The 23,618-nt window shown below is 74.7% G+C and carries 20 protein-coding genes and 1 pseudogene; 14 read left to right on the top strand and 7 right to left on the bottom strand.

The features are described from left to right. Window positions 1–6: 6 nt before the first annotated feature. Window positions 7–1,053, top strand: coding sequence for an ornithine carbamoyltransferase (gene argF, locus STTU_RS06495; protein WP_007820978.1), 1,047 nt, complete (start codon window positions 7–9; stop codon window positions 1,051–1,053). A 424-nt stretch (window positions 1,054–1,477) separates the two neighbouring features. Here the strand turns inward: argF and STTU_RS32785 are convergent. From STTU_RS32785 to STTU_RS06480, 3 genes and pseudogenes are all read right to left on the bottom strand, one after another. Further along, window positions 1,478–1,897 (bottom strand): annotated as a pseudogene (locus tag STTU_RS32785) (ATP-binding protein); the annotation flags it as partial. Between the two features lie 117 nt (window positions 1,898–2,014). Then, window positions 2,015–2,710 carry a DUF4389 domain-containing protein gene (locus STTU_RS06485; protein ID WP_007820975.1) on the bottom strand — a complete coding sequence of 232 codons (696 nt, stop codon included), beginning with the start codon at window positions 2,708–2,710 and terminating at the stop codon, window positions 2,015–2,017. A 549-nt stretch (window positions 2,711–3,259) separates the two neighbouring features. Beyond that, window positions 3,260–5,350 (bottom strand): glycosyltransferase, encoded by a 2,091-nt coding sequence (locus STTU_RS06480; protein WP_007820974.1) that lies wholly within the window; start codon window positions 5,348–5,350, stop codon window positions 3,260–3,262. Window positions 5,351–5,815: 465 nt separating this feature from the next. Here STTU_RS06480 and STTU_RS06475 point away from each other — a divergent pair, with 465 nt between their 5' ends. Further along, a complete protein-coding gene (locus STTU_RS06475; RefSeq protein WP_007820972.1) occupies window positions 5,816–6,814 on the top strand; it encodes a dihydroxyacetone kinase subunit DhaK in 999 nt (332 codons plus the stop codon). 61 nt (window positions 6,815–6,875) lie between these two features. Continuing rightward, window positions 6,876–7,535 carry a DAK2 domain-containing protein gene (locus STTU_RS06470; protein WP_007820971.1) on the top strand — a complete coding sequence of 220 codons (660 nt, stop codon included), beginning with the start codon at window positions 6,876–6,878 and terminating at the stop codon, window positions 7,533–7,535. A 25-nt stretch (window positions 7,536–7,560) separates the two neighbouring features. On the opposite strand, the gene STTU_RS06465 is transcribed toward STTU_RS06470, so the two are convergent. Then, window positions 7,561–8,259: an HAD family hydrolase gene (locus STTU_RS06465; protein WP_007820970.1), complete on the bottom strand. Its 699-nt coding sequence runs from the start codon at window positions 8,257–8,259 to the stop codon at window positions 7,561–7,563. Window positions 8,260–8,904: 645 nt separating this feature from the next. On the opposite strand from STTU_RS06465, the gene STTU_RS06460 reads away from it, so the two are divergent. After that, entirely contained in the window at window positions 8,905–9,576 is a 672-nt protein-coding gene (locus STTU_RS06460) for a ScbR family autoregulator-binding transcription factor (protein WP_007820968.1), read from the top strand. A 172-nt stretch (window positions 9,577–9,748) separates the two neighbouring features. Here the strand turns inward: STTU_RS06460 and STTU_RS06455 are convergent, their stop codons facing one another. Further along, window positions 9,749–10,831: a fatty acid desaturase family protein gene (locus STTU_RS06455; protein ID WP_007820966.1), complete on the bottom strand. Its 1,083-nt coding sequence runs from the start codon at window positions 10,829–10,831 to the stop codon at window positions 9,749–9,751. A 209-nt stretch (window positions 10,832–11,040) separates the two neighbouring features. Between STTU_RS06455 and STTU_RS06450 the strand changes: the two genes are divergently transcribed. From STTU_RS06450 to STTU_RS06440, 3 genes are all read left to right on the top strand, one after another. Then, entirely contained in the window at window positions 11,041–11,913 is an 873-nt protein-coding gene (locus STTU_RS06450) for an ABC transporter ATP-binding protein (protein ID WP_009069204.1), read from the top strand. Further along, the gene (locus STTU_RS06445; RefSeq protein ID WP_043254366.1) at window positions 11,910–12,893 is read left to right on the top strand and encodes an iron-siderophore ABC transporter substrate-binding protein; all 984 of its coding nucleotides are present in this window, start codon (window positions 11,910–11,912) and stop codon (window positions 12,891–12,893) included. Before STTU_RS06450 ends, STTU_RS06445 begins: the two co-directional genes overlap by 4 nt. 255 nt (window positions 12,894–13,148) lie before the next feature. Beyond that, on the top strand, window positions 13,149–15,218 hold the full coding sequence (locus tag STTU_RS06440; RefSeq protein WP_043254364.1) for an iron ABC transporter permease: 2,070 nt from the start codon (window positions 13,149–13,151) through the stop codon (window positions 15,216–15,218). Between the two features lie 110 nt (window positions 15,219–15,328). Here the strand turns inward: STTU_RS06440 and STTU_RS06435 are convergent, their stop codons facing one another. Next, window positions 15,329–15,694 (bottom strand): hypothetical protein, encoded by a 366-nt coding sequence (locus STTU_RS06435; protein WP_234019174.1) that lies wholly within the window; start codon window positions 15,692–15,694, stop codon window positions 15,329–15,331. A gap of 244 nt (window positions 15,695–15,938) precedes the next feature. Here STTU_RS06435 and STTU_RS06430 point away from each other — a divergent pair, with 244 nt between their 5' ends. The 7 genes from STTU_RS06430 to STTU_RS06400 all read left to right on the top strand — a co-directional run bounded on the left by STTU_RS06430 (window position 15,939) and on the right by STTU_RS06400 (window position 22,521). Continuing rightward, complete coding sequence (locus STTU_RS06430) at window positions 15,939–17,249, top strand: MFS transporter (RefSeq protein ID WP_007820961.1); 1,311 nt, start codon at window positions 15,939–15,941, stop codon at window positions 17,247–17,249. Between the two features lie 149 nt (window positions 17,250–17,398). Next, a complete protein-coding gene (locus STTU_RS06425) occupies window positions 17,399–18,142 on the top strand; it encodes a hypothetical protein (RefSeq protein WP_007820960.1) in 744 nt (247 codons plus the stop codon). Window positions 18,143–18,602: 460 nt separating this feature from the next. Further along, window positions 18,603–19,220 (top strand): hypothetical protein, encoded by a 618-nt coding sequence (locus STTU_RS34860; protein ID WP_199784999.1) that lies wholly within the window; start codon window positions 18,603–18,605, stop codon window positions 19,218–19,220. Between the two features lie 90 nt (window positions 19,221–19,310). Then, window positions 19,311–20,069, top strand: coding sequence for a DUF4239 domain-containing protein (locus tag STTU_RS06415; protein WP_043254361.1), 759 nt, complete (start codon window positions 19,311–19,313; stop codon window positions 20,067–20,069). Between the two features lie 117 nt (window positions 20,070–20,186). Further along, entirely contained in the window at window positions 20,187–20,441 is a 255-nt protein-coding gene (locus tag STTU_RS06410) for a hypothetical protein (RefSeq protein WP_043257149.1), read from the top strand. 193 nt (window positions 20,442–20,634) lie between these two features. Continuing rightward, window positions 20,635–21,192 carry a hypothetical protein gene (locus tag STTU_RS06405; RefSeq protein ID WP_052862330.1) on the top strand — a complete coding sequence of 186 codons (558 nt, stop codon included), beginning with the start codon at window positions 20,635–20,637 and terminating at the stop codon, window positions 21,190–21,192. A gap of 129 nt (window positions 21,193–21,321) precedes the next feature. Continuing rightward, window positions 21,322–22,521: an acyl-CoA dehydrogenase family protein gene (locus STTU_RS06400; protein ID WP_043254359.1), complete on the top strand. Its 1,200-nt coding sequence runs from the start codon at window positions 21,322–21,324 to the stop codon at window positions 22,519–22,521. Here the strand turns inward: STTU_RS06400 and STTU_RS06395 are convergent. Further along, entirely contained in the window at window positions 22,478–23,617 is a 1,140-nt protein-coding gene (locus STTU_RS06395; RefSeq protein ID WP_007820951.1) for a winged helix DNA-binding domain-containing protein, read from the bottom strand. The two genes, STTU_RS06400 and STTU_RS06395, sit on opposite strands and share 44 nt — an antisense overlap. Window position 23,618: the final 1 nt, after the last annotated feature.

Below are 23,618 nucleotides of genomic sequence, written 5' to 3'. Positions count from 1 at the left end.
GCCCTCATGGCCCACGACGCGATCGACCTCAGCGGCCGTCACTTCCTCAAGGAGCTGGACTTCGGCGCGGCCGAGTTCCGTTCGCTGATCGATCTCGCCGCGCGGCTCAAGGCCGCCAAGCGGGCCGGTACGGAGGTGCCGCGGCTGCGCGGCCGGAACATCGCGCTGATCTTCGAGAAGACGTCGACCCGCACGCGCGCCGCCTTCGAGGTCGCCGCCGCCGACCAGGGCGCCCACACGACGTACCTCGACCCCTCCGGCTCGCAGATCGGGCACAAGGAGTCGGCGAAGGACACGGCGCGCGTGCTCGGGCGGATGTACGACGCGATCGAGTACCGGGGCGACGGGCAGGATGTCGTCGAGGAGATAGCGGCGCACGCCGGGGTCCCGGTCTACAACGGCCTCACCGACGCGTGGCACCCCACCCAGATGCTCGCCGACGTGCTCACGATGACCGAGTACAGCCCGCTGCCGCTCACGGAGACCTCCTTCGCCTACCTCGGCGACGCCCGCTTCAACATGGGCAACTCCTACCTGATCACCGGCGCCCTGCTCGGCATGGACGTCAGGATCGTCGCCCCCGAGGCGTACTGGCCCGCGGCCGGGATCGTCGAGAGGGCGCGGGAGCTGGCGAAGGAGAGCGGGGCGCGGATCACGCTCACCGACGACGTGGCGGAGGGCGTGCGGGGCGCGGGCTTCGTCGTGACCGACGTGTGGGTCTCGATGGGCGAACCGGCGGAGGTCTGGGGCGAGCGGATCGCCGCGCTGCGGCCGTACGCGGTGACGATGGACGTCCTGCGCGCCACGGGGAACCCGGACGTCAAGTTCCTGCACTGCCTCCCGGCCTTCCACGACCTCGGGACGGGGGTGGGGCGGCGCATCCACGACGAGTTCGGGCTCGACTCGCTCGAAGTCACCGACGAGGTGTTCGAGTCCGCCCACTCGGTCGTCTTCGACGAGGCCGAGAACCGGCTCCACACGATCAAGGCGGTGCTGGTCGCGACGCTGGCGGGGCCGGGGCGGGTGGCGGCGGACGAGCCCCACGAGGGCTGACGCGGGGGCGGATTCGCGGCCTCGCGTGCTGCCGGGGTCGCCTCGCGGGGCTCCGCCCCGGGCCCCGCTCCTCAAGCGCCGGAGGGGCTGGGTTTGGGGGTGGCGTGGTGGGTTGGGTTCGCGTGTTGCCGGGGTGGCCTTGCGGGGCTCCGCCCCGGGCCCCGCTCCTCAAGCGCCGGAGGGGCTGGGTTTGGGGGTGGCGTGGTGCGTTGGGTTCGCGTGCTGCCAGAGTCGCCTCTCGGGGCTCCGCCCCGGGCCCCGCTCCTCAAGCGCCGGAGGGGCTGGGTTTGGGGGTGGCGTGGTCGGCTGCGTTCGCGTGCTGGCGGGGCTGGGTTTGGGGTGGCGTGTGGGCTGGGTTCGCGTGCTGGCGGGGCTGGGTTGGCGGGGCGGGTTCGTGTGCCGGCGGGGTGGAGGGGGCGTCGCGTTGTGGCGGGATTTTTGTCGGTGCGGCCAGGCGGAACCAGACTGCCTTGCCCCAGTCCGTGGGGCGGTGGCCGCAGGCGGCGGCCAGGGCGCGGATGAGGAGGAGGCCGCGACCGCCCTCGGCGAGCGGGTCGGGGGCTTCGAGCGGGACGGGGGAGCCCAGGTCGCCCGGGGGAGCCGGGTCGCTGTCCAGCACCTCCACCTGGCAGTGGCTCGCCAGCAGCTCCACGTACAGCTCGACCGGGCGGTATCCCTCGGTGTGCTCGACGGCGTTGGCGACCAGCTCGGCGGTCAGCAGTTCGGCGGTGTCCCGGTCGGGCCCGGCCAGCGCCTCGCGGACGAGGGCACGGGCGAGCGGGACGGCCTGCGGGCTGTGCGGCAGCGTGCGGTGCCATGAGCGTATGGCGGCGGGGTCCGGCACGACGAGGTTCCGTTTCGGGTGGTGCGGGGGACGCGGGCAGGGGCGTGCCCGGGGGGACGTCTCCCTCCACCATACGAAGCCGCGCGCGAAACCGCGTCGCCCGGTCCCCGGGCCGCCTCAGCGCCCGGCCGTGCTCCCCGGCCGCGCGGTGTCCGTCTCCTCGTGCGGCGAGGTGTACGTACTGCCCCTGCCGCCGCCCACGACCCCCGCCACCAGGAAGAGCACGAGCAGCCACTTCCCGCCCGTGGAGAGCAGCAGCGGACGCGTCGCCGAGTACCGCTCCACGGGGTCCGTCACGCCGGGCTCGTCGCCGAAGAACCGCTTCGGGTAGGCGGGGGTGAGCAGCAGCCAGTACGCGGAGGTGCGCAGGTGGTAGCGCAGGGCCGCCGTGCTCGCCCCGTGCAGCGCGAGCGGCATCCGGCCGAGGACGAGCGTGATCAGCCACCAGAGCAGGCCGAGCGTCCACCAGCCGCTCATCACGAGCGAGGCGATGATCCACGCCGGGATGATCAGGACGATCCGGAAGAGGACCGCGAGCCGGTTCAGGTGCGTCGGCCGGTTCTCGAAGCGCACCTCGTAGCCGCTGGCGCGGAAGAGCGCGAAGGGCGGGTAGCGGTCCACGAGCAGCATCGCGGAGGCGCCGACGCGGGCCTCGTACGCGAGGTACGCCGCGAGATACCGGAAGACCGGTTCCGGCAGCCGCCCCAGGACGAGCGCGGCGAACCACCCGGCGATCGCCGTGAAGAAGGCGCCGAGGGAGAGGAAGAACAGCACGACGGCGTGCGGCAGGAGGAGCGGGAGCCGCAGCAGCACTGTCCACCGCCGCTGCCGCCCCGGCCCGGGGAGGTCGAGCGGGGGCAGCCACTCGAAGGCGCTCTCGGGCGGATACGGAGCCGCCCCCTGCCCCCAGCCGCCGCCCGCCCCGCCGGGTCCGCTTGGTCCGCCCCCGCTTGGTCCGCCTGCGCCGGGATCGCCTGCGCCGGGTCCGCCTGCGCCGGGTCTGACTGCGCCGGGATCGCCTGAGCCGGGCCCGTCCTCGTCCGGCTCGCCTGTGCCGGGTCTGCCCGCGCCCGGCTCGCCTGCGTTGGGTCCGCTTGCGCCGGGATTGCGTGCGCCGGGTCCGTCCTCGTCCGGATCGCCTGTGGTGGGCCCGCCCCCGCCGGGCCCACCCACCCCCGGCTCACCCGCACCCAACCCGCCCCCGCCCGGACCGCCTCCATACGCTCCGCCCCCGTACGGACCGTCCTCGTCCTGTGCCATCGCGGGCTCCTCTCGCGCGAAGCGGCGCCGCCGTTCCGGGGGTGCCTGTTCTCCACGCTTGGCGGGCCGCGCGGGGGCCGCAATCCGGGTGACCCGTCCGGCTCAGCTCTCCGGCGGCGCCGGGGGCCGCACGATCAGCGCGAGGCCGTGCGCCGAGGTGAAGAAGGGGCGGACCGTCGCGGTGCCGTGCTCGGGGTGCGGGACCGTGACGCCGGGGTAGCGGTCGGTGCGCTTGCGGTCGGTGCCGTCGCCCGTGACCCGGCCGAGCGGGACCGGCGCCCCGTCGGGTCCCGGGGTGCGCAGTTCCAGGTCCCACACCTCCTTCGGGGCCTCCTCGCCCGTCAGCGGCACGTCCCCCGCGCGCGGCAGCGGGAGCACGAAGCGGAAGGCGCCGTCCCCCGCGCCGTCGCCGCTCACCGGGACGTCGAAGGACCGCCCGCAGCCGCGCGCCCGCGCCCTGACCACGCCCCCCTCCGGGTCGGCCCCGCCCGGGGCCAGGAACCGCGCCTCGACCTCGGCGTGCGCCGCGCCGAGCCGTACCCCGGTGACCTCCGCGTGCCGGGGCCGCGCCCAGGCCCGTACCGCGAGGAAGCCGTCGCTCGTCACGTACGGCACCCGCGTGCGCAGCCCCCCGGCGTCCACGAGGGGCGCGGCGCCGAGCAGCGCGGCCTGTTCGGCGCGGACCGCGCGCAGCCGGGCGCGGGCGGACTCGTCGGCGTCGCGCGGCACCACGAAGCAGTCCCAGCGGCCCTCGGCGAGCGGGTGCGCGGCGGCGGGCAGCACCGCCTCCGTGCCGTCGAGCGGCACCCGTACGGAACGCTGTTCCGGGTCCTTGCGCAGGCGGACGAGCAGGTCGAGCGGCCCCTCGGGTAGCCCCTCGCGCTCCAGGACGAAGGAGAGCGCGCCGCCGGGGAGCGCGCGGGCCACCGCGTGCGGGGGCCTCGCGGGCGCGGGCTCCGCGGAGGCGGCCGGGGTGCGGGGGCGCAGGAGCGCGCGGAGGGCGCTGAGCGGGCGGCGGCGGCCCCGGCCCGCGCCGAGGCGGGTCAGCAGGTTCTCGTACTCCCGCGCGATCCGCTCGGGCGCGTAGCGGGCGGCGCGCTCGCGGCCCCGCGCGCCGAGCTTGGCGCGCAGCCCGGGGTCGCCCATGAGGTCGCGCAGCGCGGTCGCGTAGGCGGCGACGCGGTCGTCCTCGTCGCCGTCGAGCGGGACGAGGACCCCGGTGTCGCGGTGGCTGATGATCTCGCCGGGGCCGTAGGGGCAGTCGGTCGCGAGCACGGGCACGCCGCAGTGCATCGCCTCGACGAGGGTGAGGCCGAAGGACTCGCGGTCCGAGGAGACGGCGGCGATCGAGCCCTTGACCCACTCGGTCTCCAGGGGCGAGGCCGGGCCCATGAGGCGGGCTCGTTCGTAGATGCCCAGTTCGTCGACGAGGGCGCGCAGCCGCGCCTTGTCGGGGCCGCGCCCGTACAGCCGCAGGCTCCACTCGGGGAAGGCCGGCGCGGCGGCGGCGAAGGCGCGCAGGAGGCGGTCGTAGCGCTTGACGGCGACGAGCCGCCCCGCCGCGACGATCACGGGCGAGGCGAGCGTGGCGGGCGCGACGGCGGGGGCGGGGACGGCGTTCGGGACGCACAGGATCTCGGCGCGGACGCCGGGGAGCGCGGCCCGGTACTGCGCGGCGTCGGCCTCGGAGACGGTGACGAAGGCGTCGAGCCCGTCGAGCGTCGCGTTCTGGTCGGTGCGCAGCTGCTCGCTGTGCGCGTCCATCGCGAGGTGTTCCTGGCCGACGCGGACGAGCCCGGGGCGGCCGTGGCGGGCGAGATAGCCGTTGAGGAGGGGGCGGGTGGCGATGACCGCGTCGGCGTCGGTGCCGTCGAGCCAGGCGGCGACGCGCGCGTCGTGCAGCGCGGTGTAGCGCAGCCGGCCGAAGTCGACGCCCGAGTCCGGGAAGACGGTGTTCGGGCGCTGGGTGAGCGGGTCCTCGCCCGCGTAGCCGCGCGCGCCCTCGCGCATGTCGAGGAGGGCGCGCAGCCGCACGCGCGGGTCGAAACCGAGATCGGGGCGGTCCGAGGGGCGGTGCACGCTCACGACCTCGACGGAGTGGCCGCGCCCGGCGAGCGCGGCGGAGAGGTTCGCGACCGCGCGGACGGTGCCGCCGATCCCGTAGGCGTTGTGGATCAGCAGGGCGATTTTCATGGCGGAGGGTCCTTGGGCCTGGGGCCTCGGGGGCCTGGGGGCGACGCCGGGAAGGCGGGGCATTGCCCTGAGATGCCAGGTGGTGACCCTGTGCGCGGGCTATGTCCATATGCGGAGGTCACTGAAGAGCAGTCAAGCGATTCCGGTGGGTAAGGGGCGGGGTGGCGTGAAAGCTTCGATATGGACTGAAAGTGTTCGTTTGTTTGAATGTGCGTTCGAATATGTGGCGCACGAGGGGGACGCGGGGGGTTCGTGGGCCCCGGGGGGCGTGCGGGGTGCGGAACGCGCGGTGCGCACGAGGGCGTACGCGGTAGGGGATGCGCTGGACGAGGGTCGCGTGCGCCGGTCCGTGCGAGTGGTGCGCCGGTTGCCGATCTTCACCTCCCGCCGCAGCATGGAAACCCTGGCGCGAGGCGAACGGGTGAGCAGCACCCGGAACGCCGGCTTTCGACACTGGAGGACCCGATGGCCCCCTACTTCGAGAACAACGGCGACCGCCTCGTACCGGACGCGCTGCGAGGCTTCGCGCGCGCCCACGGGGACCTCCTCTCGCTCGATCCCGAGCACGGCTTCCTGCTCGCGCGCGACACCGCCCCCGGGCGCAGGGTCGGCCTGCTCTCCGGCGGCGGCGCGGGGCACGAGCCGCTGCACGCCGGGTTCGTGGGGCCGGGGATGCTCGACGTCGCCGTACCGGGGCGGGTCTTCGCCTCGCCGCACAACCGGCAGGTGTACGCGGCCTCGCGCGCCGGAGCGCGCGCGGACGGCGTCCTGCACCTCGTGAAGAACTACACCGGCGACCGCATCAACTTCGGCATCGCCGCCGAACGCCTCGCCCACGACGGCATCGCCTGCGCGCGCGTCCTGATCGACGACGACCTCGCCTCGGACGCCGAGGAGATCGCCTCGGGACGGCGCGGCACCGGCGGCACGGTGCTCGTGGAGAAGGTGCTCGGCGCGGCGGCCGACGAGGGCCTCGGGCTCGACGAACTCGCCGCCGTCGGCGCCGGGCTCGCGGCCCGCTGCCGCTCCCTCGCCGTCGCCTCGGCCGCGCACACCGCGCCCACGACAGGTGAGCGCGCCTTCGAACTGGCGGACGGCGAGCTGGAGTACGGGGTCGGCATCCACGGCGAGCGCGCGGGCCGCACCGTGCCGCGCGGCGAGCTGACCCCGCTCGTCGAGCGGATGACGGGCGAACTGCTCGCGGCGCTCGATCCGGGCACCGGCAGCGAGGCGATCGTCCTCGTCAACGGGCTCGGCGCGGTGACACCGCTGGAGCTGTACGGGATCTACGGCGAGGTCGCGCGCCACCTGGAGGCGCAGGGGGTGCGCCCGGCGCGCAGCCTCGTCGGCAACTACGTGACAGCGCTCGACATGCGCGGCTTCTCGGTGAGCCTCCTGCTCGCCGACGAGGAGACGCTGCGCCGCTGGGACGCCCCGGTGCGGACGGCGGCGCTGCGGTGGTGACGTGGGTCGCGGGTGTGGTGCGGCCACGAGGAGAGGGAGTGGTGTCGTGACGGAGCGAGCCATGGCATGGACGGGCCCCGAACCGGACGCGGACGGCTGGATGCGCCGCTTCGCGGCCTCCGCGCGGGCCACCGAGGCCGAACTGACCGCGCTCGACCAGCGGGTGGGGGACGGCGACTTCGGTACGAACCTGAGCGCGGGCGTCGGCGCCGCGCTGCGCCGTGCCGACGCCGCCCCCGGCACGGACACGCTGGAACACTTCGCCGAGGCGTTCCTCGACGAGGTCGGCGGGACGAGCGGCCCGCTCTTCGGGCTGCTCCTCCAGGCGATGGCGGGGGCGGTGGGCGAAGGGGGCTGGACCGTCGTCGCGCTGGCCGACGGCGTCGGCGAGGGCCTCGCGGCGATACGCCGCGTGGGCGGCGCGGCCCCGGGGGACAAGACCCTGGTCGACGCCCTCCACCCGGCGGCGGAGTCCCTGAGGGACAGCGCCGCCGACCCCGCCGGTACCCCGGGCTCCGCCCTGGCCGCCGCCGCCGAGGCCGGCTGGGCCGGAGTCCACCGCACGGCGGGGCTCCGCGCCCGTATGGGCCGCTCCAGCTACCTCGGCGACAGGGCCACGGGCGTCCCGGACCCGGGAGCGGTGGGCGTGGCCCTGTTCTTCGCCTCGGCGGGAGGAGAGGTGCGGGAGTTGGCTCCCCACCTGAGCGCTTCCGACGTCTGAGGGGCGGGGTCCGGGGCGCGGGGTCTCAGGAGCGCGACTCCTGGTCCCCCGTCACATGCGCCCGCACCCAGGCCAGCAGGACAGGCGCGTCCAGGGCGGGCACCCACAGGTGCGCCCGTTCGGCCTCCGCGGGCCGCGGGCCCACGCCGAGCACCCGCAGGCCCGCGGCCCGCGCCGCCTCCACACCGGTGAGCGTGTCCTCGACGGCGAGGGCGCGGTCGGGGTCGACGCCGAGAAGTTCCGCGCCCTTCCGGTACACGTCGGGCTCCGGTTTCGCCCGTACCTCCGCGTCCGGCACCACGACGTGCCGGAAGTGGCCGAGCAGCCCGGCCCGTCCCAGCGAGGTCTCGACGACCTCCCTGGGGCAGTTGCTCGCCACCGCGAGCGGCATCCGTTCGGCGAGTGCGCGGACGAAGGCGCCCGCGCCCGGCATGAGGACGGGGTCGGCGGCGGCGAGCGCGGTGAAGCGGCGCAGGAGTTCGGCCGTCAGTTCCTCGGTCAGCTCCGGCTTTCCGGCCTCCTCGGCCATGAGCCGGCCGCAGTCGGCGTAGTGGAGCCCGAGGGCCCGCGCGGCGAATCCGGGCGAGGGCCGCAGGCCGAGGGTGCCGAGCGTGGCGATCCTGGCCTCGTGCCAGTGCCGCTCGGAGTCGACGAGGGTGCCGTCGCAGTCGAGTACGGCGGCCTCGGGGGTCCAGGAGAGCAGGGGGTGCGTGAAGTCGTTCATGGCGGTGCGCTTTCAGGGAGGGGACGGTGCGCGACGGTGCCGCGCGAACAGGGAGAAAGCGGGAGGAAAAGGGTGCACGGGAGCGGGGGGAGCCGCACGGCGGTCGCGAGGCGCGAGTGCGGGGGAGTCAGGCGGCGATGACGGGGAAGGCGCGGGGCCGGGTACCGGGGGAGCCGGTGCCGGTGAGGGCGCGTTTCCGGACGGACGACGAGGCGGGGCGCGCTGGGTGGGCGCGCTTCAAGCGGCTCTCGTGCAAAACATCATGCGCACTACGTTATTTCCGCCCGCGAATCCCCCGCAATCGCCCGGAGTTGCGGTTGTGTGTGCGAAGCGCTCGTCCGGGGGAAGTGGCGAAGGGGTTTCGGGTATTCCGTGAAAGGTGTCAACAACGCTCTCGCGCAGTCGAGTTGGCCGCGAGTGCGCCCCTCGGCGACGTGATCGGGAAGCTGCGGGGGAGCGGGCGGGAAGCCGCGCGCAATCACCCGGAAGCGTGCATGCCCGAAAGAAAGAAACAATTTCCGGGCGTGAGCGGTCCGTTCGTATTCCCGGCGTACGCGGGCGCATTAGATTTCCCGGTTGTCACAACCATGTTGAGCGAAGGTGGACAGCACATTGCAGGAAAGGGCGCAGGCGACCCGGAGAAAGGTGCTGGAAGCGGCGGCCGACCTCTTCGCCACGCGCGGCTACGCCGCGACGAGCATCAACGACATAAGCGCCAGGTCCGGCCGGACCAGCGGAGCCGTCTACTTCCACTACACGAACAAGGAGGGCGTCGCCCTCGCCGTCGTCAGGGACCGCTTCGCCGACTGGGGCCACCTGCGGTCCAGGTACACGGCACGCGACGTGTGCCCCCTGGAGAACCTGGTCGGGCTCAGCTTCGCCGTCGCGGGCAGTCTCGCCGACGACCCGGTGGCCCGCGCCGGGGCCCGTCTGTGGGCCGAGCGCGCCACGATCGCCGCCCCGCTCCCCGACCCCTTCGGGGCCTGGACCTTCTGCGCCACCCGGCTGCTCGCCCGCGCCCGCCAGCGCGGCACGCTCAGCTCGGGCGTGAGTCCGGCCCGGACCGCTCCCGCGCTGGTCCGGGCCTTCTACGGCGTCTCCGTCCTCACCGCCCCGCTCGGCGCGCACGAGGGCGCGGGCTCCGGCAGGGGCGCGGGGGAGGGGAGGTGGCGCGGCCAGATCGTCGGCGAGCGCCTGTACGAGTGGTGGCGCCTCGTCCTCCCCGCGCTGTACGTGCGGCGGGGCGACCCCGGCCTCCTGGAGCGTGCCGCGCGGGCCGCCGTCGAGCCCGATCACCCCCTCGCGGAGCGCGCCTGAGCGCTCGCCCGGGGCCGTACCCGACGACTCCGCGCCGACCCCGTACCGGCCACTCCGCGCCGACCCCGTACCGGCCACTCCGCGCCGACCCCGTACCCGGGTCCCCGTCCGGGTCGCCCCGTACCCGGGTCCCCGTTCCGGGCCCCGGGCCCCGTTCGTGCGCCGTTCTCGCTCAGCCCTCGGTCGCCGCCGGGGTCACGACGCCGCGCCTGAGGGGCTCGCCCACCCGGTGCAGGTGTGTCAGCGCCTCCTTGTACGAGCGCAGCAGCCCCGTCTCGTGGTACGGGATGCCGAGCTCGGCGCAGTACGCGCGCACGAGGGGCTGGGCCCGGCGCAGGTGCGGGGTCGGCATGCTCGGGAAGAGGTGGTGCTCGATCTGGTAGTTGAGGCCGCCGAGGGCGACGTCGGTGACGAGCCCGCCGCGCACGTTGCGCGAGGTGAGGACCTGCCGGCGCAGGAAGTCGGGCCGGTCGTTCCCGGACAGCGTCGGCATCCCCTTGTGGTTGGGGGCGAAGGTGGAGCCGAGGTAGACGCCGAAGAGCGCCTGGTGCACGAAGAGGAAGGCGACGGCCTTGCCGGGCGAGAGGACCAGGAAGAGCGCCGCGAGGTACCCCGCCAGGTGCGCGAAGAGCAGCACCCCTTCGAGGACCGGCTGCTTCATCTCCGGCTTGCGCAGCGCCCGCACACTCGACACGTGGAGGTTGAAGCCCTCCAGCGTGAGCAACGGGAAGAACAGCGCCGCCTGGTGACCGCCGAGGAGCCGGGCGATGCCCTTGCTGTGCCGCGCCTGCTCCTTCGACCACACGAGGATGTCCGGGGCGACGTCCGGGTCCAGCTCCTCGTGGTTCGGGTTGGCGTGGTGGCGGGTGTGCTTGTTCATCCACCAGCCGTAGCTCATGCCGATGCCGAGATTCCCGAAGAGCCGCCCGCCGATCTCGCTGGGCCGCCGCGTACGGAACACCTGACGGTGCGCCAAGTCGTGTGCGACCAGGGCGACCTGGCCGAAGACGAGCGCGAGGAACGCGGCCACGGCGAGCTGCCACCAGGAGTCGCCGAGCAGCGCGAAGGCCGTCCAGCCGCCCGCGAGGGCCGCCGCGACGAGGCCGAGGCGCAGGGTGTAGTAACCGGGGCGCCGGTCGAGCAGTCCGGCCGCGCTGATGCGCTGGGCGAGGCGGGCGAAATCGCTGCCGCCGCTCCGGTCACCCGCGCCGCGCGGCGCGGGCACCGGGCGGGGTGCGAGGGGAGTCGTCGTCATGAGGCGAGTCTTCGCCTCCCGGGTCCCGGGTGGCAGCCTGCTGACGCCCGGAGCCAAGGGGGTGCCACCCGGTGAGCGGCCCGGGGGCTAACCCCCGTAACGCCTCCGTGACCTGCGAGGACTGTGGGGGTACGGAGCGGGGGTGCCCCGCGCGCTCCGCGCCGGGGGTGGGTTCCGCAGCCACCTAAGGTTAGGCTAGCCTTCGTGGCGTGAAATCAGCTGAACGAGCGCTCACCGCACCCCGTACGCGTGGCCACGGCCTCACCGCGACGGGCGTCTGTGTGGCCTACGACCGCGCGGACGTCCTCCACGACGCCGCCCTGTCGCTGCGCCCCGGCGAGGTCACCGCGCTCGTGGGACCCAACGGCAGCGGAAAGTCGACCCTCCTGCGCACCCTCGCCCGCCTCCAGCGCGCCCGCGCCGGTGACGTGCACCTGGAGGAGGACGGCACGGACCGCGTCGACGCCCTCGCGCTCGCGCCCAAGCAGTTCGCGCGCCGCGTCGCCCTGCTGACCCAGCAGCGCCCCACCCCCGGCGGGCTGCGGGTGCGCGACGTCGTCGAGTTCGGCCGCTACCCGTACCAGGGCCGCTGGGGCGGCACCGACCCCGAGGGCACGGCGGCGATCGAGCGCGCGCTGCGCCTGACGGGCGTCGAGGACCTCGCGGAGCGCGCCGTCGAGCAGCTCTCGGGCGGCCAGCTCCAGCGCGTGTGGCTCGCCGGCTGCCTCGCCCAGGAGACCGGCGTCCTCCTCCTGGACGAGCCCACCACCTACCTCGACCTGCGCTACCAGGTCGAACTCCTCGACCTCATGCGGGACCTGGCCGACGAGCACGCGATCGCCGTCGGCGTCGTCCTGCACGACCTCGACCAGGCCGCCGCCGTCGCGGACCGCGTCGCGCTGCTGCGCGACGGACGCGTCGTCGCCGACGGCACCCCCGAGGAGGTGCTCCTCTCCGAGCGCCTCACCGAGGTCTACGGCATCCGTATCGAGGTCGACACCGACCCCCTCACCGGACGGCCGCGCACCCGCGCGATAGGCCGCCACAGCACCAGAAGTGAAAGGCTCCACCCCACGCCATGAGACGACTCCTCCTCGCCACGGCCGCGGCGGCCACCGCCGCGATGACCCTCGCCGCCTGCGGCTCCTCGGAGCCCGCGAAGGACGAGCCCGCCTCCAAGGGTTCGGCCGCCGCCCAGAAGGTCTCCGTGACCGACGACAAGGGCCAGAAGATCACCCTCGACGGTCCCGCCAAGCGGATCGTCACCACCGAGTGGAACGTCACCGAGGCCGCCCTGACCCTCGGCGTCACACCCGTCGGCGTCGCCGACGTCAAGGGCTACCGCGCCTGGGACAAGGCCGCCCCGCTCGGGGACGGCGCCAAGGACATCGGCATGCGCGGCGAGCCCAGCACGGACACCGTGGCCGCGCTCCACCCGGACGTCATCATCGCGACGTCCGACCTCAAGCCCGCCGCGATCAAGCAGCTCCGCAAGATCGCCCCCGTCCTGGAGGCCACCTCGGCCAGCGGCGGTGAGCAGCTCAAGACCGTCGACCGCACCCTCGACCTCGTCGCCGCGGCCACCGGCACGACCGACAAGGCCACCAAGGTCAAGAAGGACTTCCGCGACAAGATCGCCGAGGGCAGGAAGGCGCTCGCCGACGCGGGCGCAGACAACCGCGAGATCGCCTTCGCCGACGGCTGGGCCACCGGCAACCAGGTCTCCGTGCGCCCCTTCACCGGCGCCTCCTTCCTCGGCGAGATCAACACCGAGCTGGGCCTCAAGAACGCGTGGACGCTCAAGGGCGACAAGGCGTACGGCCTCGCCTCGACCGACGTCGAGGGCCTCACCAAGCTCGGCGACGTCAACTTCGTCTACATCGCCTCGGACGCGGACGGCGGCGACCCCTTCGCCAAGCTCGCCAAGAACTCGGTCTGGAAGTCGCTGCCCTTCGTCAAGAACGACCACGTCCACCGCATGGACGACGGCATCTGGCAGTTCGGCAACACGGCCTCCGGCACCGCCTACATCGACAACCTCGTCAAGGCGCTCACGAAGTGACCCGCCCGGCGGGCCGCCGCACCTGACGGCCCGCCGCTCCCGACGGCCCCCGGGGACCCGCGTCCCCCGGGGCCGCCCGGCGTGACGGCGCGGGCGCTTCTCCCCGTACCGGCGCGGGGCGCCCGATCCCCGTACCGCCGCGAGGCCCCGTCCCCGGACCGCCGCCCCCGTGCCCGTACTTCCGCGCCGCCGCCCCCGCCGGAGCGCCCCCCATCGCCCCTTCCCTCCCGCCCCAGACGTGACGAAACAAGGCTCATGACCGCGACCGCAACGCGCCCTCCCGTCCAGGAGTCCACCGCCCCCGTGCACCGCGGGGGCGCGTCGGCCATCACGCTGGGGCTCCTCCTCGTCGTCGTGGCCCTCGCCGTCATCGACATCGCGCAGGGCACCTCGGACGTCGGCCTCTCCGACGTGTGGCACGCCGCGATCGGCGACGGCGACCACACCTCCGCCTCCGTCGTCGCCGCCTCACGCCTGCCGCGCGCCGTCGCCGGGCTCGTCGTCGGGCTCGCGCTCGGCGCGGCCGGGCGCGCCCTGCAGACGATGAGCCGCAACGTCCTCGCGTCCCCCGACACGCTCGCGGTCAACGCCGGGTCCTACCTCGCCCTCGCGCTCTTCGCCGTCACCGGCGTCTCCGTCCCGCTCCTCGCCTCCTCGGGCGTCGCCTTCGTCGGCGCGCTCGCCGCCTCCGCCGTCGTCCTCGGCGTCTCCGGACTCGGTACGGGCACGGTCCGCCTCGTCCTCGCCGGCACCGCCCTCGCCCTGGGCCTCGACGCCGTCACGCAGTCCCTCCTGCTCCTCTTCCCGCAGGAGACCGAGGGCCTGTTCCAGTGGAACCAGGGCTCCATCGCGCAGAACGGCTTCGACGGCATCCTCCAGATGCTGCCCGTCATCGCCGTCGCGCTCCTCGGCCTCCTCCTCGTCTCGCGCCGCCTCGACGCGCTCGCCCTCGGCGACGACGCGGCCCGCGGCCTCGGCGTCGCCGTGGGCCGCACCCGGCTCGTCGTCGTCGTGCTCACCGCGCTGCTCGCCGCCGCCGCCGTCACCCTCACCGGGCCGCTCGGCTACGCGGGCCTGTGCGCGCCCGCGCTGGTCCGCCCGCTCGTCGCCCGCTACAAGGGCTTCGTGCGCACCCGCGCGAACATCCCGCTCGCGGGCCTCGTCGGCGCGGGGCTCGTCCTCGGCTCGGACGTCCTGCTCCGTACCTTCGTCACCGCCGACCGCTCCACCGGCATCCCGACCGGCACCGTCACGAGCCTGCTCGGCGCGGTCTTCCTCGTCGTCATGGCGGTACGGCTCAAGGAGGGCGGCGACGCGCAGGAACCCGAGCGCACCCGCATACCGGGGCGCGTCGCGTACCTCGTCACGCTGGCCGTCGTCGCCGCCGTGCTCGTCGGCCTCGTCATCGCCGGAGCCCTCCTCGGCGACAACGTGCTCCTCCTCGGCGACCTCACCAACTGGGCCACGGGCCGCGCGGGCTCCGCGATCTCCTTCGTCCTCGACACCCGCGTCCCGCGCGTCCTCTCCGCACTGCTCGCGGGGGCCGCGCTCGCCCTCTCCGGCACCCTCGTGCAGGCCGTGACCCGCAACCCGCTCGCCGAACCGAGCGTGCTCGGCGTCTCGGGCGGCGGCGCGCTCGGCGCCGTCCTCGCCACGACCGCCGCCACCGGGATCGGCACGTGGGGCATCGCGGGCGCCGCCTTCGCGGGCTCCGCGGCGGCGGCCGTCCTCGTCTTCGGGCTCGCCGCGCGGGGCGGTTTCCGGCAGAACCGGGTGATCCTCGTCGGCATCGGGGTCTCGGCCGCGACGACCGCGCTCATCGGCCTGGTCATCGTCCTGACCGACCCCTTCAACGCGGCCAAGGCCCTGACGTGGCTCTCCGGTTCGACGTACGGGCGTGAGCTGCCCGATCTGCTCCCCGTCGGCATCGCGCTGCTGCTCGGCGGGGCCCTCGCGGTGGCCTCCCGGCGCGACCTCGACCTCGTCTCGCTCGACGACGACACGCCCCGCCTGCTCGGGCTGCCGCTCGCGCCGCGGCGGTTCCTGCTGCTCGCCACGGCGGTCGTCCTGACGGCGACGGCCGTCGCGGCGGCCGGGACGATCGGTTTCGTCGGGCTCGTCGCGCCGCACGCCGCGCGGGCGCTGGTGGGGCGGCGGCACGCGCGGGTCCTGCCGACGGCCGTCCTCCTGGGGGCGTGCCTGGTCGTCCTGGCGGACACCCTGGGACGGACCGTGATCGCGCCCTCGCAGCTGGGGGCGGGGCTGATGACGTCGCTGGTGGGGACGCCGTACTTCATCTACCTGTTGGTACGGACTCGGCGCTAGCGGGGCCGCCGCCTTCGCGCGCGCCGGGCGGGCCGTCCCCGGGGCTCCCCCTGGACCTCGGACGCCGGACGGGCTGGATTCCGGGCGGCGTGAGTGCCGGGTCCGGGCGACTACTCAACCTCTCCGGTGTGTGCGGAGCGGGGCTCGGGGCGGAGCTCCGGGGGGCCTGGGAGGGTCGGAAGGTCCGGTACGTGGTGGTCGGGGAGCTGGGACGGGGCGTGCAGCCGCGGCCCCTCCGGGAGGAGTCCGTGGGAGCCCGGCGGGTCGAGTTCGTACGTCGCCGTGCTCCCCGTGCCCGAGAGCACCGCCTCCTCCTCCGCCTCCGTCAGGGCGATCCCCTTCCCCTCCGTGGGGGTCAGCGCGATGCCCCTGCCCTCCGTCGGCGTCACCGCGATCGCCCGCTCCTCCGCCGGGGAGAGCGCGATGGCCCGCTCCTCCGCGTCCGACAGACCTATGCCGTCCTCGCCGTCACCCATGACGACCTCCTCCGTTTCTCTTCGTATGTCCCGTGACCGGTCCGTGAACCCCGTGTTGACCGGTGTCACCCGTTCCGGTTAGGTTCGTGCGGTACGGCTCCCGCGCGTGCGCGCCCGGACCCGCGACCGTAAGCGTTAACGTCACCCAACGCGTCACAGCCTTCCTGCCCAGCACGACACGGCAGGGGCGGCGCGTCGGCGTACCGCGGACCGTCTCGCCCCGCCGGGAAACGGAGTCCTTCCGGTGGTCGACAGCGCTCACCAGCCCACCGAGAGCACCGAGGACGAGCCGCCAGGTCCCGCCCTCGTCCCCGCGCAGCGCCGCCGACGCTTCACCGTCGACACCACCCCGCTCCGCATCAAGCCCTTCCGCCGCCTGTGGTCGTCCACGGTCGTCACCGCGATCGGCAGCCAGCTCACGGCCGTCGCCGTTCCCCTCCAGATCTACGACGACACCGGGTCCTCCGCACTCGTCGGCGTCGCGGGCGCCGTCGCGCTCGTCCCGCTCGTCGTCTTCGCGCTGTGGGGCGGCGCCATCGCCGACCTGCGCGACCGGCGCACGCTCCTCCTCTTCAGCAACGCCGGTATCGCCGTCACCTCGCTCCTCTTCTGGGCGCAGGCGGCGCTCGGGATGCACTCCGTCGCGGTCCTGTTCGTCCTGCTCGCCTTCCAGCAGGCGCTCTTCGGCATCAACGCCCCCACCCGCACCGCCTCCGTCGCCCGCCTCGTCCCCGAGGCCCAGTTGCCGGCCGCGACCGCGCTCACCTCCACCGTCGCCCAGTTCGGCCAGATCCTCGGCCCGCTGCTCGCCGGGGCGCTCGCCCCCGTTCTCGGCATCTCGACGCTCTATCTCGTCGACACGGTCGCCCTCGTCATCACCCTGTGGGCGGTGTGGAAGCTCCCGCCGCTGCCCCCGCTCAAGGCCGCCGCGCGCCGCGCCGGTCTCAAGGACGTCTTCGACGGCTTCCGCTATCTGTGGCCGCGCAAACTCCTCCTCGTCTCCTTCGTCGCCGACATCGCGGCGATGGTCCTCGGCATGCCCCGCGCCCTCTTCCCCGAGATGGCCGACACCTACTTCGGCGGCGACGCCGCGCTCGGCGTGCTCTACGCCGCGCTCCCCGTCGGCGCCCTCCTGTGCGGCGTCTTCTCCGGGCTCTACTCGCACATCCGCCGCCACGGCGTGATGGTCGTCCTCTCGGTCGCCGCCTGGGGCCTCGCCGTCGCGGGGCTCGGCCTCGCGCACTCCCTGTGGCTCGCCGCGCTCATGCTCGCCCTCGCCGGGGCCGCCGACATGATCTCGATGGTCTTCCGCGGCGTCATCCTCCAGTCGGAGGCCACCGACGAGATGCGCGGCCGGATGCAGGGCGTCTTCACCGTCGTCGTCGCGGGCGGCCCGCGCCTCGCCGACCTGCTCCACGGCACCGTGGGCGAGGCGGTCGGCGCGCGCGGCGCGACGGTGGGCGGCGGGCTCCTCGTCGTGGTGGCCGTCGTCCTCCTCGCCTTCGTCGTCCCCGCCTTCTGGCGGTACGTACCGGTCGCCGCCAAGCGCGAGTGAGTCAGGGGCGTGCCCGCGGCCCCCCCCGCGTCGACTTTTCTGTGCCCTTCTTGTGAAGGAAGCGTTTTCGCGGGTACTCGGGCCGAGTCCCGTCGCCTTGACGGGACGTCACCAGGCGGCCGGTCGCCGACCGGCGGAAGGGCGGGACCATGACGACGAGGCGGACGCGGACCACTGCGGCGGCCCTCGGGATGCTGTGCGCGGGGGCGCTCGCGCTGTCGGCGTGCGGCGACTCCGACGACTCGGACGAGGCGTTCAAGGGCCAGAAGCCCGACGACATCGCGGCGAAGGCCGTGGCCGCCACCGACAAGGCCCCCTCCGTCCACCTCAAGGGCACCTCGCACGTCAAGGGCGGCAACGTCGTCAAGATCGACGTGCGCGTCGACGACAAGGGCGCCTGTACGGGCACGGTCAGCGGCGACGGGGCCACGGCCGAACTGCTCCGCGACGGCGGTGACCTCCTCATCAAGGGCGACAAGAAGTTCTGGACCAACTCGGCGCGCGCGGGCGGCGGCACGGGCAGCCAGGGAGCCCAGCTCGCCGACAAGCTCGCGGGCAAGTGGGTCAAGGCCCCCGCCGACAGCGCCGACGCCGCCTTCTGCGACAAGAAGGCGTTCCTCGCCTCGATGGACCAGGACAAGTCCGAGCGCCAGGGGCTCGAGCGCGGCGACACGAGCGAGGTCGACGGCAAGGACGCGCTCACCCTCAAGAAGGAGAAGAGCGGCAAGGAGCTGCGGCTGCACGTCGCCACCGACGGGAAGCCCTACCTCCTGCGCACCGAGACGAAGGGCAGCGAACCCAACACCATGACCTTCACCGAGTACGGCAAGAAGGTCGAGGTGGAGAAGCCGGGCGCCGACGAGATCGTGGACCCGGCGAACCTCAAGGCGTGAGGCCGGGGGCGACGCGGGGCGGGTGGGCTGTGGGGCGGTAGGGGGTGGGGGCGGCGCGGGCTTGCGGGCGCGCGCGTCCGTCCCTGGGCCCGGCGGGTGTCAGCGTCCCCCGCCGGACGTGCCCTCTTCACGCCGTCCGGGTGAGCGTGTCCGTCTCCGGGCGGAGTGCGCGTTTCTCCTCTCCGGCTCCTCCCCGGCTCCTCCCCGGGCCGATTAGACGTGTCCGTCACCGGCCCGGGTGCGCCTCCTCCTCCCGGCCGGGCGCGCGTGCTCTCCCCCTCGCCGGGCGCGCGTGCTCTCTCCCCGCGCCCCCCTCCGCTCCCGCGCTCCTTCGTGTCGCGTGTCCCTTCCCCGCTCCGTTCGTTGCTCCGTACGCCGGAACCGCTCCCGCCCCCGCGGGGCCTCGGGACCGGCGCGGTTCGCGTTCCGGCGTGCGAGCGCCGGAGGATGAGGGGGGCGAATGGCTGGCTGGATCACGGCCGGGGTCATGGCGGCCACAGCGTTCTGCCCGTTGCCGGGTCACACCGGCGGGACCTCGGTGCTCATCGAGGGCGGACCGATCGGGGGACACCTCGTCGTCTGCACCGACCACGCGTGGGTCGAGATCAACGGCCACCACCACCCGCCCCGGCCCACCCCGCCACCGCCCCCCGAGCCGACACCCACCCCACCCCCACCGCCCCCGGCACCCCCCACACCGGAGCCGCCGGAGCCGCCGGAGCCACCGAAGCCCGCGCCCAAGCCCCCGGCGCCCACCCCGCCGCCCGCGCCGCGCCCCGTGCCGCCGCCACCCCCGAAGCCCCGGCCCGCCGTGGTCGTGCCGCCGCCCGCCGCGCGTCCGGTCCCGCCTCCGAGCCCGCGTCCGCGCCCCGCGCCGCCGAAACCGCCGCCGCCCGAGGCGGTCCCCGCCCCGCAGCCCGTGCCGGCCGGCTTCCGCTGGGAGCCCCGCTCGCACCGCCCCGTCGCCCAGCGCCCGAAGCCCGCGGGGATGCCGGTCACCACCACGACCCTCGTCGTGATGCTCCCCGCGGTGCTCACCGCCGTCGCCCTCCGACCGGGCGGCCGTCGCAGGCGCTGAGCCCGCGCCCCGTCCCAGGTCCGTGCCGTGCGCCGCGCGGCCCGTACCCGTACCCCCGTTCCCTCCGGCCTGCCCCCCAGGAGGCTCGCTGTGCCCCAATGGCTGATCTACACCCTCGCCTCCGTGCTCGTCTGCGCGCTCGTCGTGGGCGCCGCCGCGCTCAGACAGCGGCGCGTCACCGACGAGGACACCTCCGAGACGCCCGACGTCCTGGAGTACATGGTGATGATGGTGGGCGTCGTGTACGCCATCGTCCTCGGCCTCGCCATCGCCGGTGTCTGGGAGGCCCGCCAGGCCGCCGACGACACCGTGCAGCGCGAGGCGCAGTCGCTCTACGAGATCAACCAGCGGCTCGACGTCTACCCGGCGGCCTTCCGCGAGCAGGTGCGCACCCACATCGACGCCTACGCCCGGCACACCGTCACCTCGGAGTGGCCCGAGATGGAGGCCGGACGCGAACCCGACGCGACGGGCGCGGCGCTGCTCGCCAGGGTCCGCTCCGACCTCGCCCACCGCGAGCCCGCCGACGAACTCCAGGCACAGGCGTACCAGCCGCTCCTCGACCAGGTCGCCGCCGCCGACGACGCGCGCCACCAGCGCATCGAGTCCGCCGGGTCCACGCTCCCCGGCACCGTGTGGTTCGGTCTCATCGCGGGCGGCGTCGTGACCCTCGGCCTGCTCTACACGCTCCAGATCCGCCGCACCACCCGCGAGGTCGTGCTCGCCACGACGTTCAGCGCGCTCGTCGTCTTCCTGCTCTTCCTCGTGTGGAGCTTCGACGCGCCGTTCGGGCGCGACGGGCTCGACTCGGCGCAACCGCTCCTGGAGCTGTACGCGGCGGGCGGCTGAGCGGCACGGCGGAGACCGGCGGCGCGGCGCACGTTGTTATCGGACCTTGACCTGATCGTCCGATAGTCCGCGCGTCCAGGGGCACTCGGACGGAGTCGTCTTCGAGGGAGCTCCACCGTGTTGTTCGTCGCGTGCCTGCTGCTGCCGCTCGCCGCCGTCCTGCTCTTCGCGATGGACCGGGTGGAGGACTGGATGGGGTCCTCCGCCGGGTCGTCGCCGATCCGGCGATCTCGCCGGGAGGAAAGCGTGCCGGACGCCGGGCGCCGTACGCGTCACCTCCGGCTCGTCCGCGACACGGACGTGGCCGCGACGACCCCCGGCCTCACGGCCGCCGCGCCGCGCGAGAGCGCGGAGACGCGCCGCGCCGCCTGAGCCGCGAGCGGACACAACGCGGGGCGGACCCGGCGCACAACGCGGGGCGGACCCGGCGCACAACGCGGGGCGGACCCGGCGCACAACGCGGGGCGGACCGATGGGGGGGCACACCCCGGAGCCGGGCGCCTCCGGCTCGGGCGCACCGAACGGGCGGGCCGTTTTCTGCCCGTATCGCGCCTAAAGTTCCCCCATGCCCCCCGAGTCCACCCCCGCCGACGGCCCCCGCGTGCCCGTCGGCAGTACCCGCGACCCCGATCCGCTGTCCAGCCCGCAGGTCCGCGGGGAGCGGGTCAAGGAGCGGATCTACGCCTCGCTGACCCTGCTCGCCGTCCTCGTCGGGTACGGGCAGAGCGAGCACCCCAGTCATGAGGGGGTCGCCGTGGCCGTCGCGGCGACGGCGCTCGGGCTGTGGCTCGCGACCCTCGTCGCCGACCTCCAGGCCCACCCCGTCGCGCACGCCCGCCGGGCCGGTTCGCACGCCGTGCGCCACGCGCTCTACACGAGCAGCCCCCTGCTCACCTCCGCCGCCGGGCCCCTGATCCTGACCGCGCTCTCGGCGCTCGGGGTGATGGAGCTGGACACCGCCCTGTGGATCTCGGTCGGCAGCGAGGTCGCGGGGCTCGCGCTGTGGGGGTACGCGGGCGGACGGCGCTCGGGCCGAGGAGTGCCCCGGGCCGTGCTCTCGGCCGCGCTCAACGCGGTGATCGGGGTCTTCGTGGCGGGGGTGAAGGTGCTCGCGGGGCACTGACGGCGCCGCCCCGGCATTCAGGTGGCCGGGGACGGGCCGACGACTGCTCCCGCCCTCCACGGGGTACCCGTCAGTAACGATCAAGTCCGTGCCGTACGGCGGCACGGCGGGACGAAGGCGGTGCGGACCATGGCGGAGCGGCGGCACGGGAGCGAAGCGGGCGCGGTCGAGGGCGATTTCTTCGGGATCGTGGACCTGCTGGACGGCGAGGAGCGCAAACTCCTGGATCGCGTACGGGAGTTCCTGCGCGCCGAGGTCGCGCCGCACGCCAATGAACTGTGGGAGGCCGGGCGCAGCCCGGTCAGCCTGCGCGGGCGCATCGCCGAGCTGGGGATCACCGGTGAGGAGGGCGACGACGTCGGCGTACCGGCCCGCAGCAGCCTCTTCCGGGGGCTGCTCGGCATGGAGATGGCGCGCGTCGACCCGTCGTTCGCCACCTTCTTCGGGGTGCACGCCGAGCTGGCGATGGGCTCGGTACGGGCCTGCGGCTCGGAGGAGCAGAAGGCGCGGTGGCTGCCCGCGATGACCCGCTGGGAGAAGCTCGGCGCCTTCGCCCTCACCGAACCCCTCGTCGGCTCGGGCACCGCCGCCGGGCTCACCACGACCGCGCGCCGCGAGGGCGACACGTGGGTGCTCGACGGCGAGAAGAAGTGGATCGGCAACGGCTCCTTCGCCGATCTCCTCGTCGTGTGGGCGAGGGACGTGGCCGACGACCAGGTCAAGGGCTTCGTCGTGGAGCACGGCGCGGCGGGCCTGAGCGCCGACGTCATCCCGCACAAGATCGCGCTGCGCGGCGTGCAGAACGCCCACCTCGCGCTCGACGGGGTCCGCGTCCCCGAGGCCGACCGGCTCCAGCACGCGGAGTCCTTCGCCGACACCAACCGCGTCCTGCGCGTGACGCGCGCGGCCGTGGCCTGGACGGCGACGGGCTGCGCGCTCGGCGCCTACGAGGCGGCGCGCGCGTACGCCGTGGAGCGCGAGCAGTTCGGCCGTCCCATCGGCTCCTTCCAGCTCGTGCAGGACAACCTCGCCCGCATGCTCGCCGACATCACCGCCTGCCAGTCCCTCGCGGTGCGGCTCGCCGCGCTGGAGGAGAAGGACGAACTCAGCGACGCGCAGGCCGCGTTGGCGAAGATGTTCTGCACGACCCGGATGCGCGAGACCGTCGCGCGCGCCCGCGAGGTCCTCGGCGGCAACGGCATCCTCCTCGACCACGACGCGGCCCGCTTCTTCGCCGACGCCGAGGCGCTGTACTCGTACGAGGGCACGCGCGACATGAACTCGCTCATCGTCGGCCGCGCGGCGACGGGGCTGAGCGCTTTCGTGTGAGGGGCGCGGGGGCCCGCTCCGCCGCCACCGGTCCGACCCGGACCTCGCCCCGCGCCCCCGCGAGGAACGCGGCGAGCGCGGCCCCCTCCGCCTCGACCTCGCCCCGCTCGGCGGCCGTCAGCCTCCGCAGCGGGGTCACCGCGACGTGTCCCTTCTCCGCCCGCCACACCGCCCGCACGACGCCGTCGACGAGCACGGTGCCGGGGATGACGCCGTTCTTCGAGAAGAGGTACGGGCGTGCCGCTTCCGGCACGATGCGGCCGCGGTCGGCGTACGAGAGCAGGACGTTGTCGAACTCGGCGAGGAAGCGGACGGGCGCGGGCGCCCCGGGTCCCGGGCGGGGCGCCTCCGGCACGTCGAGGAGCGCCGCGCCGTCCTCGCCCCGCAGCCGCAGCAGGTCCGGCATCGCGTCGGTCACCTCGCGCAGGCGCGTGAGCCCGCACCACGCCTGGATGTCCGCGACCGTCGCCGGACCGAAGGCCGCGAGGTAGCGCCGCACCAACTCCGGCAGCCCGGCGGCGCGTCGCTCCGCGCCGAGCCAGGACTCGGCGGTCGCGTACCGCGTCGCGCCGCCCGCGCCCCACACGGCGCGCGGCGGCACCTGCACGAGAGCCACGGTCGTCCGCGCGACGTCCGCGAGCACCTTCGCGGGTGTCCCCGGCAGCAGCTCGGCGAGCGCGGCGCCCAGCTCGGTGGGCGTCAAGGGGCCCCGCGCGCCGAGCACTTCGCGCGTGAGCCGCGCGATCCGCTCCGCGTCGGCGAAGGCCGCGCGCACCTCCGCCCGGTGCCCGCGCACGAGCACCGGCCGCACGAGCGGGCGCAGCGCCAGGCAGTCCGCCGCGCTCACGAGGTGCACCGTGCCCCGGTGCAGCAGCACCCGCACGAGCCGCCGCGAGGTGAGCGCGTCGCCCAGCTCCTCGTGCCCGAACCCCTCGATCCGCGTCCACAACCCCGTGTACGGCGGCCACGGCGCCTGCGCCTGCATCCCGACGAGATGCTCGACCATCGCGACAGCGGTCATCCGCACCCGCACGTCGAGATGCTGGCGGGCGAGCGTGGCGCGGTTGAGCGCGCGGCGGGTGAGTACGGCGGTCACA

Source organism: Streptomyces sp. Tu6071 (assembly GCF_000213055.1).
Taxonomy (GTDB): Bacteria; Actinomycetota; Actinomycetes; order Streptomycetales; family Streptomycetaceae; genus Streptomyces; species Streptomyces evansiae.
The sequence above is the reverse complement of the archived record's forward strand: the minus strand, read 5'-3'. Positions and strand labels throughout refer to the sequence as shown.